Genomic DNA, 16,983 nt, shown 5'->3' on the forward strand with positions numbered 1-16,983 from the left:
GAGACAGCCTTCAAGAAAAGCCTGAAGCTGCCGGCCAGCCTGAGCTCCGATTACAACAGCGTTCTGCGGGTCTACGACGCCCTCGCCCTCGCCCGGCCCGCATCTGATCCCGATGATGCCCCGGCGGATCCACTGCAGCAATACAACTTCGAAACCCGCGTGATGCTGCTCACCGGGCTGATCAAGCGTCTCTATCAGCAGCAATTTGATCTGGGCAAGATCGAGTCAGAGCAACTCGGCTCTCCCAACAACCCGACTGGCTACGACGCTGAGATCTACGCCTACCAGGTGCTGCCCTACCTGGCACTCACGATTCAAGGCAAGACAGACAGCTACTACGCGGATCTGCTGAAGCTGGTGGCAGAGGGAGTGGGCGACTCCACCTATGCCAGCTCCGTGGCGAATGGAATTGCTGCCAAGTCGTATCAGTTGGATCTCGGCAATGCGAATGATGTCGCCCTGGTGTTGGGGTTTGCCCAGCTCACCATGCCGCAAGAAGGCCTGGGCGCACTGACATTCAGCAATGGCCGCATCAGCGGTGGCTTGACCGGCCGTGGTACGCAGCTGAAGAATTTGCTTCAGGGCCTGAATCTCAACGCCCGTGCCACAGAACTGGTCAGTTATCTGAACGCATTTGATGCGATCGCAGCGGAACAATATGCGAGCAACCCCCTGCTGGTCACCACTGCGGTGTCGGCGGTCAAGACCGAGTTGCTGAAGGGTGACGGCGTCCTCGACAAGCTGGCGTCAGCCATCCTCAGTGGAAACCCGGGCAGTGAGGTTGATCCAGCCACGCAGGCTGCTTCTTTTGAGCCGCTAACGCCCGAGCAGTTCAAGGCCATCAATGCGGCCATCCAGGGGCGTAGTGGCGGCACAGCTGTCAAGCCTGCTGTGGCCGGCCTGAGCAAAGCGCTCACGGTGGAGCAAGCATTCAGCGCGGAGAAACCGAGCCGTGTTGCCTTTCTACTGCGCCTGTCGCAGCCAGCACCTTCGGGTGGTGCGGTGTTCCTGCTCAACACAGAGGGAGCTGCCAAATACGGCATCGATTACACCATCGATGGCTCAGCAACACAGCCGCTCTACCTGCACATCCCAGCGGGGGAAACCACGCGCACGATCACGATCGATGTCTCGAAGGCTGTCAATCCCTCGTCACTGCTGATCGAACTGAGCAGTGGAAGCGCGAACTATGGAATCAGCGACAGCTTCAATCGGGTGTTGCTGGAAATCGACGGCACTGATCAACGCGGCCGTGCAGTGTTGCGCGAACAGAGCGACAACGTTGACCTGATCACGCGCGAGGGCATCAGCCAGCTCGTGGGCGAATCCCTGTTCGATGGGATGGGCCGCAGCAGCGCAGGCAGCAACGTACGCACGATCGGCACACAGCCCGGCCTGTCGCAACCGCATGTGCTGGTGAGTCGGTATGTCTCGAGCCTGGATCCGTCCATTGTGAGGCTGAGTGCCAGTCAACCCAGTAGCAGTGAGATCAGCGGCGACTGGGTGCTGGCAGCCAAAGATCTGTTCCGGGCCTATGCAGGCGATGCCGGTGCTGTTGATGTACATGAGCTGCGCCATTCAAGCAATGGACGTTTCACCTACGCACTGAGCCAGGAGCTCAATGCGCTTACAGCTAACGGCTGGATCGATCGTGGCGTGGTGTTCAGCCTGGATGCCAACCGGAGCTTGCCGGTTGAGATCCGATCAGGAACACAGCCCAGCTTCAGCATCGATGTGCCCGGGCTGAACCTCCAGAATGCATCCGGGTATTTTGATCAATATATCTTCTCGGAAGGACAGAAAATCAGCGAGTGGAGGTTCCTGGCTGCTGTTGACGATGTTGCCTTTGCGCTTGGCGATCAGACGTTCAGCCTTGGCGGTTCACTCAGCCTCCGCGAACGTCAGGAGTATGGCGACCGCACCTTCTGGCTCAGTGCTGATGTCGACGACTTTGTACTGCCGAGCCTGAGTGGTACTGCCGGCGGCGCGCAAACCCCGCCGCCCGTGGTGCTCAACGACGCCCGGCTGAACTTCCGCCTGTTTGATCCTTCAGGAGATGGCACAGGGCTGGGCCCCGTGATCAATCAGTGGCAGGTGGCAGGGTCCGTCACCAACCTGCCGGTTGCGGGCTTTGTGCTGAATGGCAGCCTGGATGCCCGCTACGAAAAGAGCGCGGCTACGGGGAACCTAGCTACCTATTGGCTGTCAGCTGCGATCAACGACTTCGATTTCAGCGCAGGAGGAGTCGTTCTCAACGATCTGAAGGTCGTTCTCACGGACCTCACCCTGGTGGATGGGGCTGTCAAAGCCTGGACGATTGACACGTCTGTTGCTGGGCTCACGCTGTTCCAAGGCCTGAGCCTGAATGGCAACCTGAATCTCTCCTACAAAGATGCAGGGTCTGTCTCACGGTTTACAGGTCGGGCTGAGGTTGAAGACTTCAGCTTGTCGCTGCCTCAGAATTCACTGAACCTTGACAACGGCACAATCGCCTTTGCACTGGTCAATGACGGTGCAACGAGTTGGCTGGAAAGCTGGCAGCTCAGCACCGTTGTTCAAAATCTCAACTTCGCTGGCCTCCTGAAGCTGTCTGGGCAAGCGGCCTTTGACTACAAGAAGGATGTCAGCGGCGAGCTCCTGCAGGGTGCAGTTGCCATCAGCGAAGCCAGCGTCACCCTTGGTTCGGACTTCGGATTCGATCTTGACAGCGGAAGTCTGGCCTTCGAAGCGCTGAATGGCCGTCTACAGCACTTCTCCGCACAGGCCGTTCTGCGTGATGCCGATTTTGGCTTATTCACGATCAGCTCTGCCAATGCAGCTGTTGCTTATCAACAGAAGCTGATTGAGGGTCGAACAACAGATCGCTTCTCCCTGGCAATCGACGATGCCGACATCAAGCTCGACCTGGGTGGCACCATCGCCCCGCAGTTCATCAACGATGTCTCCCTCTCACTTGAGATCGAAAATGGGAAGCTGCTGGGATTCGATCTGGCCGCAGAATCCGTTGTTCTCAACCTGGGCAACGGCATCACGATCAAAGGTGGTTTCAACCTGGTTCGCGAAACACTTTCCAGCAGCGCGGGTGATTCCACACGCACTTTCGGGTCACTGCAGGCGGAGGAAATCAGCGTCGCGCTTCCAGGCCTCAACTTCAAGGCGGGTGGCTTTGCCAACTTCACCCTGATCGACGATGCGATCAGCAGCGTCAACCTGTTCGCACAGGTGGACGAGCTAAAGCTTGGCAGCGGCAGCAATCCTTTCAGCCTCAGTGGCTTTGTGGATGTGAGGCTGAGCGATTTTGCCAATGGCGCACCCGGCAAAATGATTCTCTCCAGCGGCATCAGCGATGTGCCGCTGGGGCTGCCGGGCAGCAACGGCGCCAGCCTGGATGGCGAAATCAAGGAGCTGACGCTGATCCCGGTGTTGGATGATCAGCAGAAGCCCACCGGAGTTTATTCACCCGTGGCCTGGGAGCTGTTCGGGGCGCTGGACAACTTCTCGGTTGGTGGACTATTCAGCGCCGATGGCTATGCACGCCTGGCCTACAAAAAGGGGCTCGTTGAGAATATCAATGGCAAGGTGGAGGTCAGCCGATTTGCGCTCAACCTGCCTGGCGGCATGCAAACGGCCGAGATCAATGGCTCGGCTGCGTTTGACATGGATTACTTCAGCAATGGCAGCAGCAGCGTCAACTGGTTCAAGTTGGAAGGTGGCGTTACCGATCTGCAGATCGTTGATGGCCTGTTGATTTCAGGCAACCTCTCACTCGAATACGAAGATCAATACTACAAAGCAAATAAGAGTGGCCTCTCCCGCTACATCCTGAATGCCGGGCTGATCAACAGCAGCTTCCAGCTAACAGACGACATTCTGCTGAAACTGGATGAGGCCACCCTGCGTGATCTCATGTTCACGAGCAGCGGCGAAATCCAAAGCTGGCAGCTGAATGCCGTTGTAGAAGATCTGAAGCTCTATGGCTTAGCCCTCAGTGGCGACCTTGAGCTCAGTTACGACAGATCTATCTCGCTGCTGAGCGGTCGGGCTGATGTTCGGAGCTTCAAGCTTGATTTCAATGGCGATGGCCTCTCAGATCTGCCGGATCTGAGTGGTGGCTTCTCGTTCCGCATTGTCGATGAGAAACTAGAAAGCTGGACGCTAAGAGCCAAAGCAGAGAACGTACGGCTTTTTGATCAGTTCAACTTCAATGGATCGCTGTCGATCGACGCCAACCTGGCCGCGTCAGCCGGTGCCACATACACCATCGATGCCAGGATTGACGGATTTGAAGTCGACTTGGGCGCTGGCAGCAAGGCCAGCCTCAGTGGAGAGCTGCGCGATCTGGTGATCGTCGATCGCCGCTCTGGCGAGAGCTTTGAGCAGATGGTGCAGAGCTGGACGTTGATGGCCAGCGAGGCATCGCTCACCTTCAATCATTTCACGATTAAAGGTGCCGCAGAAATCAGTTATGGATACAACACCAAGCAACAGCGGGAGATCGTACTCAGCGCTGAAGTTGAGAAGTTCAACCTGCCAGCGGTGTTGGGTCATGCCGGCACGCTGACAGGCAAGGTAAAAGCCACGTTGGTGGATTTCGGAGGTACTGCGCCTGAGCTGGTTGGCTGGACCCTGCAGGCAAGCGTTTCCAATCTCGCATTGGCAGGCCTGAACCTGAACGGATCGATTCAGATCAGCTACCGCGAAATCGACGAAAGAGCGGTCAACCGGGTTCCTTATTACGAGATCGATGCATCCTTTGCAAATCTCACGTTCACGCTGCCAGGGAATCGCGAGCTCGTGCTGCGTTCAGGACAGATCGCGGTTGGTTTCTTTGACCGCGGCACAGGAGCCAACGTTCTCTCGGCTCTAACCAGCCCGGAAAAACTGGAGCTGCGCGCAACCGTTGATCGGTTCGAGATCAGCGATGGGCTATCCCTCTCCGGCGCGATCAGCCTTGCCTATGCGGATGATCTATACCGATTCAGTGGCACTGTCACCGGGCTGACCCTCCCAGGTGGCCAGGCTGGTCAGAGTTTTGGTGGCAGTCTCTCCGATCTGCAGATCACGAGCAGCGGAGAGGTGCGCTCGTGGAAGGTGAGTGCCTTCCTGAACGACATCACGCTGTTTGGCAACACCACCATCAGTGGTCAGGCTGAGCTGGCCTATCGACAGCTCGACAGTGGTTCTGATGAGCTAACTGTTTCGGCATTGGTCAACAAGTTCAGGTTTGATCAGCCCGATCTTGACGTAGACCTTGAACTAACCGGTTCGCTCAGTGCCGTCATTGTCGATGGGAAACCCAAGCGCTGGACGCTGAATGCTGAGCTGGATGGCTTAGACATCCTTGAGTTCAGTCTCAACGGTGAGCTCGACCTCACCTATGACCTGAGTGACACACTCTATTTCAATCGGGAAACACTACGGCTGGAGCGTGCCGCGGTCTCTGCACAGATCTTTGCCGGTCTGGTCGATGCCGATGTCGAAGTCACGGATCTACTGATCGTCAACAACAACACCTGGGATCCGGTGAGCTGGAAAGCCAGGGCGGCTGTTTCGCTCGGGCAGCAATACGACTCCACGCTTCCATTTAGCTTAGGCGGCGATCTGGCTGTCAGCTATCAGCGTCAGAACAGCCGCTACAACAACGCCGAAACCTACACACTCTCCGGTGCTCTCAATCAGTTCCGCTTCAACAGCCCTGTCCTGAGCGTCGGTAGCGCCGCCCTCGAACTCGAGGAGATGGTGTTCTCCAATGGCGAGGTCCGCAGCCTAAACCTCAACGGTTTCGTGAACAATCTGCGGATTGGAAAGCTGATCGACCTGAGCGGATCGATCCAGGTTGGCTATTTCAGTGAAACAAGCGACCTGACGCAGACAGACTCTGAGGTCCTCACGTTAAAAGGGGATCTCACAGGATTGAAGATCGGCACCTCCGGGTACGACATCTACAAAACCCTTGGCATTGACAGCGCCAGCTTAATGGCGACATTGAGGAATGAATCGGATCTTGAGTTTATTGCCAATGTCACGATTGGGCGCGGAACAACATTCAAGGCAGGAGACTTTGCCTTCACTCTCGATGGTGGTAGCGCCACACTGCGCTATGCCGCCGATGAGCTGATTCTGGACGTCGGCGGCCGACTGCTTCTGGGCAACAGCAACCCCTTCCCTGTGGAAGGAAGTTTCTCGGTGAGTGTTGATCTCGACAAAGGAACTCTTGCCTTAAGAGAAGCAAGCCTGCTACTCACACCTGACAATGAGCCAATCGATTTTGGCCTGATCCGGTTGGATCCCGGCACACGGCTGAGCTTTGCGAACGACACGATCAGCCTGAGTGCCGATCTCGCCATCAACACGGGCATGTTGGATGCGGTGGTGGCTCCTACTTACAAATTCATCAACGACATTGCCCCAGCCGTTCAGCCCATCGTCAACACCCTCAGCACCTCTGTCCCACTCGATGGATTTGAAACGGATCCCGTTGCCGTCACGATTCCAGCGCTCAAGCTACCTCAGGTTTACATTTCTGGCTACAAGCGGGTCTTTGGCATCCGTATTCCAACCTTCAAAACGCGACTGGTTGAAGTCATCCCAGAGCAAAAACTCGACATTCTGCCTGAGATGGATCTTGGCCTACTGGCCACCAATTACTTCGAAGACTACGTCGGCAACCCCTACAGGAATAACCGCATAGAGCTGATTGAGGTGATCGACAAGGTTGCCTCGGACATCTTCAAGATCAATCAGCTCCTGGCACGCGTAGGCATGGGGACAGCCTTTGAGCCCTACGTGGCTCTCTATGGGCAGCAGGCCTACACGATGGATTATCCGGCTTTGGCGCCCTTCGTTAAGTCGCTGGAGTCTCTCCTGAAGCTCGCGAAGGATGGATCAACGCTTGCTGTGGGTGGCTGGCTTGACCTGCCTGCGGCCGAACTCAGTTACAACCTTAAAACGAATCAAGTAGGCTTCGAGCTCGCTGATGGCAGCTCGGATCTTGATCAGGTCCTCGCCGGCTTGGGCGGATTCGGCGGCTTGTACTCACTGGCCAATACCAAGCCAAACCTCTCACGCGATAAGACCCAGCCGCCTCCGAGTGAGGTGAGTGGCTTCATCGATCGCTCTTCGCTTGAGGTGCCGATCTTTGATAATCCTGCCAAGGCGATTATCGATTTTATCCTTGATAAGAATATTGATATCTTTAAGTACAACCTCGATCTCGCCGCTGGATTCCAGGCAAGAGCTGAAGTTGCGATCCCTGGGGAGGCTACTGCTGCCGTAATCGGCATTCCCCTTCCGATCGTGATTGGTGGCAACTTTGGGCTCACGGCCGGCCTTGATGCCACGCTTGGATTCAGCGCCCCCACCAAAGGCATCAAGGCACTTGGTGCTGCAATCACGGATGGATTAACGGGCCGCTCGAGCTTCGATCTCAACAAAGTGCTCGAGCTGCTGGTTGATGCTGCTACTGAAAGCAACAGCGGCGCCTATCTGGAGCTCAGCGATGAGCTGATCAGCCTCGATGCCGCGTTCAGCGCCGACGTGGGACTGGACTACAAGGTGGCTGGCGTGCGCGGTCAGCTCGGCTTCGCTGGCACCCTGTTTGGTGGCCTCAGCCTCAGCGGTTCTGCCCAGGATTACGAGCGCCTCTATCTGAACAACCTGCTGGGCAGTCTGTTTGATCCCACGTATTCAGAGGGGCGTGATCCTGCCGATCTGCTGTTGAATCTCAAGCTGGGCAACACGCGGGTGTGGACCGATCTCCAGTTCAAAGCTGCTTCCCCCTGGATGTCATTGCTGCGGCTAGAGACCAGGCTGCCGCTTCCGAATCTGGGCGCTCAAGTGAAGCTGGGCACCATCTACACCGGTCCGACCTTTGGCGCCGCGGAGGTGTTCTTTGACCAGGATTTTGACTTTGCCTTTGATGCCCGCGAAGCACGCATCTTCAGCGGTTTCCGGGCAGGCACGGCCGACCAGGAGGAGCTGTTCAGCCGCATCTCCTCCCAACTCCTAGACGACGACCTCAGCGGCCTGCTGATTGTGCACCCCTCGGCCACAGCCCGTGACGTGATGACGGGTCTAAGCCGCAAGCTGGCGCTGTTTGATCACCTCTCCCCGAGCGATCGCATTCCTGACGCCCTCACGGTGATCAGTTCGCTGCAGGCCCTGCCCAGCCTGCTGAAGCGTCATCAGGCAGCGAACGCCACCACTCTGACCCTGGAAGACAACTACCTCAACGGCATCGAGGGATTTGGGCAGCTCGATATCACCGCCGCCAGCAGCTACCAGGGTCTGGCAAGCAGCGATGCAGAAACTCGCGATCTGGCGCGTGATCAGTTGCGCATCGAGTATCAACTCCAGGGGCTGCTGCTGGCCACCGCCGATTACCTAGCCAGTTTCGACGTCAGCTCCCTCAATCTCGCTGGCGACTACCCCACCCTGCCGCAGCCCGATGGGCTGGTGCCCTATCTACCCCTGGCTCTCTACGCCGCGAGCAAGGCCGCTGCAGTTGACCAGGCCGGCAGCAGGGACTCCTTCCTAGATCTCAGCAGCAGCGAATCCCTTCAGGGCTATTTCACCTTCTTGAATGGCCTGGTGAGCGGCAGCCTCAACCCGTCACCCGACAACTTTGTACTTAAGAACAGTGCTGAATTGATCAGCGATTTGCTGGCTCGCTTCAATCAGCAGATTGATGCAATCGAGGCCGCCACCCAAACACTGAACGCGCCACCGCAAGCGGCGGCCCTGGCCCTGGTAGGCCTCAAACAACAGCTACAGGCAGGCTTGTTCAGCTCGATGCTGAACAGTCTGCAGAGTGGTGCAGCAGCGGCCGAGAAGCTCACAGCGCTGTTTGACAGCGCATTGGCGCGACCCTCCAGTGCTCAGATCGGCCTCACCTTTGCTGAGGCGAAGTGGGTGGCCTCCCCGGGAGATCAGAACGGCACCCGTCTAGAGCTCAGTCATCCGGCCAGCGACCTTGGGGCCAGCATCAGCCTGTTGGTGGATAGCGGCCTGATCTACGGCACCGATTACACCATCAATGGGCAAACAAGCCTGCCAGCTGCTCTCAGCATCGCTGCTGGAAACACGTCGCTGAGTCTCAACATCCAACGGCTGAGCGATGCAGCAAAACAACCCAACGCTCCCGAGATCCGCCTGATCCTGCTGCAGGGCCACAGCGGCATTCAGGTGAACGGAGCCGCCAACACACTCACCGTGTCAGCCGATGGGTCCGCCAGTACGAGCTCGACCGCCCTGAAAGCCGATCAAGTTACCGGTGTCGATCTTGGCGATCTGGCAAACGTTGACCTGATCAGCCCAGACGATCAAGGTGTTTTCACCATCAGCCTCACTCCAACGGCCAGGCAGCAGCTGCTGCTTGGTTTTGACCCACTGAAAGGTCACAGGCTGAGCTGGGCCAGCTCTTCCACGCCTGCCACGCAACTGCAGGTGGTGAACGGCACCCTCTATGCCGGCAACCAGGCCATTGCCCAGGTGCTGAGCCCAACGAGCAACGGCAGTGGCTGGCAGCCCCTGGCCTACGTGAGCGACGCCGTGCTGCGCGGCACCACCAGCGTGGCGATCACCACCACGGCAGCCCTGGCTCTCACGGAAGACACCCCGCTGACGCGCAAGTTCGCCGATCTACTGGGTGCGGCTGCAACCAGCCCCTTCACCATTGTGGCCGTGAGCGGTGATGGCCACCTGCAAATCAAGCGGGATGGCAACAGCGCCACCAGCAACCTCACCATCACCCCAAACGCCGACTTCAACGGTCTCAGCAACCTGCTGGTAACCATCCAGGCCGGGGAAAACCTTCAAACGCTGCAGATACCAGTTGCAATAGCCGCCGTGCCTGACGCACCGCGACCGATCGGCAGCCTGACCTTGAGCACCCCGGAAGACACTGGCCTTCGCGTGCCGATCAGCACGCTGACGGCAGCCTTCCTCGACCCGGATCGATTCGATCTGGTGGAGTTCGTTGCCCTCAACGACAGCACAGGATCCGGCAACGCAGCCGTGACGGTTGTGCTGGATGCCGCAAGCCAGGAGCTACTGATCACACCTCCCGAGCATTTCTACGAAACGCGCACGCTGACGCTCAAGGTGAAATCGGCCGCTGGTGAATACAGCTTTGATGTTCCGCTGAACGTGGAGGCTGTCGACGACCTGCCGACCGGCAACACCCGGCCGGTGCTGGCAGCCACAGGGGAGCTCGTTCCCCTCACAGCCAGCCAGGCGTTCAAGCTGTTCGACATCGACGACCCAACCTTCAACTCGGAACTCGATGGCATTCGGATCACCGCCTATCCCTTCGCAGGCGAACTGCTCTGGCAGGAAACACCAACTTCAAAGCCCTCGATCCTGCAGCTGGCCGATCAGCGCCTGATCACCATTGCCGAGCTGGATGCTGGCCAATTGCTCTATCGGCACGACGGCATCAGCTCGAATGACGCACTGATCAACGACTACTTCGAGTACGTCATTGTCCAAGACAAAGAGAAAGGCGCAGTTGTCAGCGAGCCCCAGACCCTGGTGCTGGCCGATCCCACCCAGAAAGTCCCAGGTGCGCCAGAAGAGACAGAAGATACGTTCACCAACAGTGGGGAGCCGCAGGCCCCCAGCATCACCAGCTTCTCAGCCAGCCGGAATCAGGGCACGCTTGAGTTCACCTTCAACTTCGACCAGACACTGCAGCCCGAAGGAGGAGAGATCCGTCTATATCTAGCGCAGGATCCCGGCAGCTGGAGCAGCGAGGATCTGTTAACCGTTCTGCCGCTCAGTGATTCGCGCATTGCTTTCGGCAGTGATGGTCAGAGTCTCAGCCTCAGCCTGCCCATCACGGGCCAACATCTTTTGCAGGGCAAGGCCGGCTACCTGATGGTCGACCTGCTGAGTCAGGGCGATGTGCTGAAAACGGAGCAAGGCCTGTCGCTGGTGGGCAATCCAGCGTTTTACGGCACGCCTGTGGATTTCAGGGGGCCGGAAGTGGAGAGCCACGCCTTCCTCACAGGGGGCTCAGCGATGGTGCTGCAGCTCAACTTCTCGGAAGCGGTCTCAGTCACAAACGGCGCGCAAGTGCAGCTGGAGAGTATCCACGCCATCACCGGCGAACGCTACTTGGTGGCGACACTGCCAGCACGGTCGACCAAGGGCAGTGAACTGCTGGTGGATCTTTCCGCCTTGGTGAACAGTTTGCAACTCATGCCGGGGCAAACCTATGCAGTGCACTTCGGAGAGAAGGCCGGGTTAACGGATCGCCAGGCCAATCAGCCGCTGAATCCAATCAGCTACTCCTTTGAACTGCCGTTCCCCAAATCGTCGTTGTTCGACGTGGCAAGGGCCAATGGCCTGGAACTACCCACGACCGATCTTCATCTCTATTTCGGCCTGAGTAGCACAAACGGCGAGAGCCTTCCGATCAACTTGATGGGCTTTGGAGCGCTCGATCCAGACCTTCCCTCCGAGGCTGCCACGCTGTCGAGCGCAGAAGGAACCCTCAGCAGCGGCAGTACCTACAGCCTGGCCCTCAGCCTCTACCAGAGTGCCAACAACTCGCTCTCCTGGGAAGAGATTGAAAGCCTGGAGGTGGTGTTGAGCTATCAGCGCCACGAACTCTGGATCGACCCCCAACAATTCCCCAGCACCACCCTGGTGCAGCAAAGCACCACACCTGAAGGTCAGGTGAATCTCACGTTGCGGTTTGCACCCGGCGACCTGGGGTGGACGAGCCAGGGCACTGGGATTCAGCTGGGCAGACTCAACATTCTGCCGATTCCCAATGAATCGGCCTCAGACCTGCCCAACAGCTTCCCCTCCCTGCTGGTCTCCAGCGTCAGCATCAACCCTGGCCAGAGCTCTGCCAGCCAACCCTCGATCAGCCTGCCCCAGCTGATTCTCAACAAGACCAACAGCTTCTCCAGCCAAGAGAACGGCGCGCTGATTCTGCTGGCCTCACCAAGGGTGAATCTGCTGGAGGATTCCGGAGCCATTACGGGCCTGTTCGAAGTTCGCAGCCAGGTGGGCCTGGATGCAGGCAAGCCGCCTTCGATCAGCAGCAACCCCAGCAAAGGCAGCGTTGTGCTTGACGCCAGCACAGGGGAATGGCGCTACACCCCGAATCGCGATGCCTTCGGAAAAGATCGTTTCACCATCACCATTACAGACCAAGAGGGTGGCCAACGCAGCCAGACGGTTGAGCTGGAGATTGCCAACGTCAACGATACACCGGAAGGCACCATTGGTATACAGATCACCCGCAATAATGATCCCTCGCAGGGAGATCCTCAGCAGGGAGATCGATTAACTGCTGATGTAAAAGACCTCAGCGATCGAGATGGCCTCGGCCATCTCACCTACCAGTGGCTGGCTAACGGCCAGCCAATCGCCAATGCCACAGGCTCCAGCCTGCTACTCCGGCAAGCACAGGTTGGCCAGGAAATCAGCGTCAGTGTTTCGTACACCGACGGCGGGCTCAGAAGTGAATCTGTCGTCAGCAGTGCCACGGCTCCGGTTGTCAACATCAACGATGCACCGGCGGGCCGCGTGGCGATACAGGGCACACCCGATCGCCCGGATGCCCTTCTCCAAGCAGGGCTGGGCAACCTCAGCGATGCCGATGGGCTGGATCCAGACACCATCACCTGGAGCTGGTGGGCCCAGGGCGTTAACGACCAACAGGCTCAAGCAATCGCTGGAGCCACCACAGCAACGCTCAGCCTCACGCAAGAACTGTTTGATGCCCTGAAGGACAAGCGCATCACCGCTCAAGCCACTTACACCGATCAGAAACGCAGCCCCGAAACCAGCACCAGCCTGCCCACAGCAGCCGTGGGCCTGGTAAACAGACCGGCTAGCGGGAGCGTGGCGATCCTTGGCTCCACCACGCAGGGACAAACTCTGCGGGCCGAACTCAACCTGAACGACCCCAACAACCCGAACGGCACGGTGGATCCCAGAGCCGTTCGCTATCAGTGGCTGGCCAATGGCCAAGAGATTGCCGGAGCCACCGCGAGCACTTTCACCCTGCGCCAGGCCCAGGTGGGGAGCACCATCACGGTGCAGGTGGGCTTCACAGACGCAGCCGGCTTCAGCGAACGCATCACCAGCTCCAGCACCGAGGTGGTGCGGAATGTGAACGACACTCCCAAGGGATCCGTAATCCTCGGTGGCCGGCCATTGGCAGGTGACACAGTCACCGCCACTGTCAACCTCAGCGACGCTGACAACATTTCTGCCACGAACCCCACCGGTGAGATCCCTGCCGCGGCCCTGAGCTACCAGTGGCTGGCCGATGGTGCACCGATCAGCGGAGCCAACAACAACTCTCTGACACTGACCGCAAATGAAATTGGTAAAGCCATACGTTTGCGTGTGAGCTACACCGACGCGACAGGTGTGCGTGAGCAACTGAGGAGCGAGTCAACCAGCCCCGTGCTCCCAGCGGTCCCCAATGATCCCCTCAGCCTATTGCCACCAGTAGAAAATCAACAGAATCCATTAACTCCAGGCTTCTCACTCTCGGTATTTGAGGGCGATCTTCGGATCAGCACCCTCAGGGCAAACCACCCTGTAACGACTTGGTCAATTCTGGAGAGCCCCGACAGCAGCCGTTTCGATGTTCACCCCACAAACGGCATTCTCTCCTTCCGCCATCCAGCAGCGCAGGAAGGTCGGACATACAACATCACCATCAGAGCCCAAGACGTCTTTGGCAACACAACACAAGAGACCTTCATCATCGGGGTGGCTAGCAAGCCACCTGAGCAAACGCCACGCGATCTCACTGGGTTCAAGTCCGATTCAGGCGATCTAAACGGAGACGGCATTGCGGATGGCGAGCAGCCCAATCTGACCGTCACGCCGTGGGGCAGCGAAACCAACTACCGCTCCAACAATCCCACGACGCTCGTAACGATCGCGGCCGAAACAGCAGTCGTCGAAGGGGCAAGTACTCGCATTCTGGATGCCATGGTCCAGAAACCCGCAGATTTGCCAACCAGCATCAACCGCAGCACTGACACAGGCAACAACGCCAACCTCCGATTCAGCACTGAGTTTGATCCCCTCGCGTTCCGAGTCGTGAGCACGGATTCCATCACCGGGGAAGCACTAGATCGGTTCGCAGATCTCGATCCCAACACCCCTGGCGAACAGGTGCGCGTCACGATCGATCTGCCAGGAGACGGCATCCTCGCCAACACCTACCTGAAATGGAATCAAAGCCTCAACAACGGCCAAGGCGATTGGTTCGAGTTCCTAGCAGACAACGATCTCAGCACCTACGACAATGGCGCCCAACTCATCGATCTAACTGGCGATGGTCGCATCAACAGGATCGTATTAACCTTCACAGATGGCGATCCAAATGGCGGAGACATGGATGGCATCGTTAACGGAATCATCCTGGATCCAGGCGTGCCCGGAAATATCGCACTCCAACGCCAGAACTCCAACCAAGACGGCGATCACTCATCAGAGGGCAACTCTGCAAACAACAACGAATCTGAAACGGCCACCCGTGAAATAATCCGTGGAACCCGACGCAAGGACAGACTCATTGGTGGAAACGGAGACGACATTCTCGATGGCGGCAAGGGCCGCGACCAGCTTTATGGCGGCCTCGGCAACGACATCCTCTACGGAGGGCGGGGGCGCGATTATCTCGATGGCGGCGATGGTGATGACCTGCTTCATGGCGGGAAATCCGCCGATCGTTTTGCGCTCTCTCGCGGCTCAGATCAGATCATCGACTTCAAAGCAAAACAACGCGACAGGCTGATCATCCAATCCTCTCTGTTCGAGAGCTACAGCATTATTCAACAAGCCAACGATGTAGTGATCGACCTCTTTGACAGCAACGGGCAAGTGATCGGCCAGACCCTCATCCACAACGCCAACCGTGAGCGGGTGCTCAGCAGGATCATCAGCGATTTTTAACGGCTGGCACACTGCAATCGATCAAGCTGGCGCCCCCTAATCGCCCTGTAACCCGCCTGCCATGCCCACAGCCATCGCACTGCTCTCGGGGGGCCTGGACTCCGCCGCCGCCGCTGCACTGGCGTGTGAAGCGGGATATCAAGTGATCGGCCTTTCCTTTGATTACGGTCAGCGGCATCGGCGTGAACTCGAAGCCGCTGAGAGCATCGCCATGCAGCTCGGCCTGGCAGAGCACCACACCATCGCCGTGAACCTGGCGGCCTGGGGCGGATCGGCCCTCACCGACAGTCGCATCGCTGTGCCGCGCGATGGCGTGCAAGCTGATGTGATTCCCAGCACCTATGTGCCCGGCCGCAACACGGTGTTCATCGCCATCGGCCTCAGCCTGGCGGAAGCGCGCGGCGCCGAGCGGCTGGTGCTGGGGGTGAACGCCGTGGATTACTCGGGCTACCCCGACTGCCGGCCGGATTACCTCGAAGCCTTTCAACGGCTCGCTGACCTCGCCAGCAAGGCCGGCCGTGAAGGTCACGGCAGCCGGCTCTGGGCACCCCTGGTGACGTGGAGCAAAACCCGGATCGTGCAGGAGGCCCTGCGCCTCGGCGTGCCGATCGCCGACACCTGGAGTTGCTACAGCGGCGGCGACCAACCCTGCGGCGTGTGCGACAGCTGCCGCATCCGCGATGCCGCCTTGATCGAAGCCGGCCGGCCCGACCTGGCCAGCCCGGCGGCTCAGCACTGATGGCGGGCTGCACGCGCGTACCGGTGGCCTGGCGATCGCCGGCCAGCCTGGCGCCCCTGCTGGCAGAGCAGTGGGGCCATGAGGGCTTGATCTGGCTCGACGGCGATGGCGGCGATCTGGGCCGCTGGGCCACCCTGGCGGTGGATCCGCTCGAGCAGCGCTGCTGCCGCGGCCTCCCCGGCGCCGCTGGCGCAAGTGATCCCTTTGCAGCCTTGGCCGAGCTGGGCCCGGGCCATTGGTGCGGCTGGCTCAGCTACGAAGCCGCCGCCTGGGTGGAACCGGGCAATCCCTGGAAGGCAGATAGCATGGCCAGCCTGTGGATCGCCCGCCACGATCCCGTGCTGCGCTTCGATCTGGTGGAGCAACAGCTCTGGCTGGAGGGGCAGGATCCCGAGCGGCTGCAGGCCATGGCGTGCTGGCTGGAGGATCTTCCTGCCGTGCTCGAAGGGAACAGCAGGGGAGCCCGCCCAACGCCCCTGCTGCCGATGGAGAGCTGGCAGTGGCACACCACTCCAGGCGCGTTCAGCCGCGGTGTGGAACAGATCCGTGAGCTGATCGCCTGCGGCGATCTGTTTCAGGCCAATCTCACGGCCTGCTGCACCGCCACGCTGTCGGAGGCCGGCCCCAGCACAGGCCTAGCACTGTTTCAGCGGCTGCGGGAGCAATGCCCCGCCCCCTTTGCCGGCTTGGTGGTGGCCGCCGGCGCAGCCGCCGGAGAAGCGGTGATCTCGGCCTCGCCCGAACGCTTTCTGCAGGTGAGCCCCGATGGCGGCGTGGAAACCCGGCCGATCAAGGGCACCCGCCCACGCCACAGCGATCCACAGCGCGATGCCGATCAGGCGGCGGAGCTGGTGTGCAGCAGCAAGGACAGGGCCGAGAACGTGATGATCGTGGATCTGCTGCGCAACGACTTGGGCCGCGCCTGCGTGCCCGGCTCGATCCATGTGCCCCAGCTGGTGGGGCTGGAGAGCTATGCCCAGGTGCACCACCTCACCTCGGTGGTGTGCGGCCAGTTGCAGCCCGGACTCAGCTGGGTGGATCTGCTGCGGGCGGGGTGGCCGGGGGGATCGATCAGCGGCGCCCCGAAGCTGCGGGCCTGCCAGCGCCTGGCGGACCTCGAACCCGTGGCCCGCGGCCCCTACTGCGGATCGCTGATCCGGCGAGACTTCGACGGCAGCTTCGATAGCAGCATCCTGATTCGCACCCTGCTGCTGCAAGGCGAGCAGCTGCGCGGCCACGCGGGCTGCGGCATCGTGGCCGACTCCGATCCCAGCGCTGAAGCCAGCGAACTGGGCTGGAAGCTCAACCCC

At 59.3% G+C, this 16,983-nt stretch carries 3 protein-coding genes; all 3 read left to right on the plus strand.

Annotated features, from left to right (window positions below):
• The first annotated feature begins 162 nt into the window (after positions 1-162).
• Positions 163-14,934, plus strand: a complete 14,772-nt coding sequence (locus ACIQ2E_RS03680; RefSeq protein WP_398326335.1) for an Ig-like domain-containing protein — start codon at positions 163-165, stop codon at positions 14,932-14,934.
• A gap of 61 nt (positions 14,935-14,995) precedes the next feature.
• Entirely contained in the window at positions 14,996-15,673 is a 678-nt protein-coding gene (gene queC / locus ACIQ2E_RS03685) for a 7-cyano-7-deazaguanine synthase QueC (RefSeq protein ID WP_398326338.1), read from the plus strand.
• A partial coding sequence (locus ACIQ2E_RS03690) for an anthranilate synthase component I family protein (RefSeq protein WP_398326341.1) occupies positions 15,673-16,983 on the plus strand: 1,311 nt, incomplete at its 3' end. The genes queC and ACIQ2E_RS03690, both read left to right, overlap by 1 nt.

Origin of the sequence: Vulcanococcus sp. (genome assembly GCF_044369115.1) — a bacterium.
Lineage (GTDB): Bacteria > Cyanobacteriota > Cyanobacteriia > PCC-6307 > Cyanobiaceae > Vulcanococcus.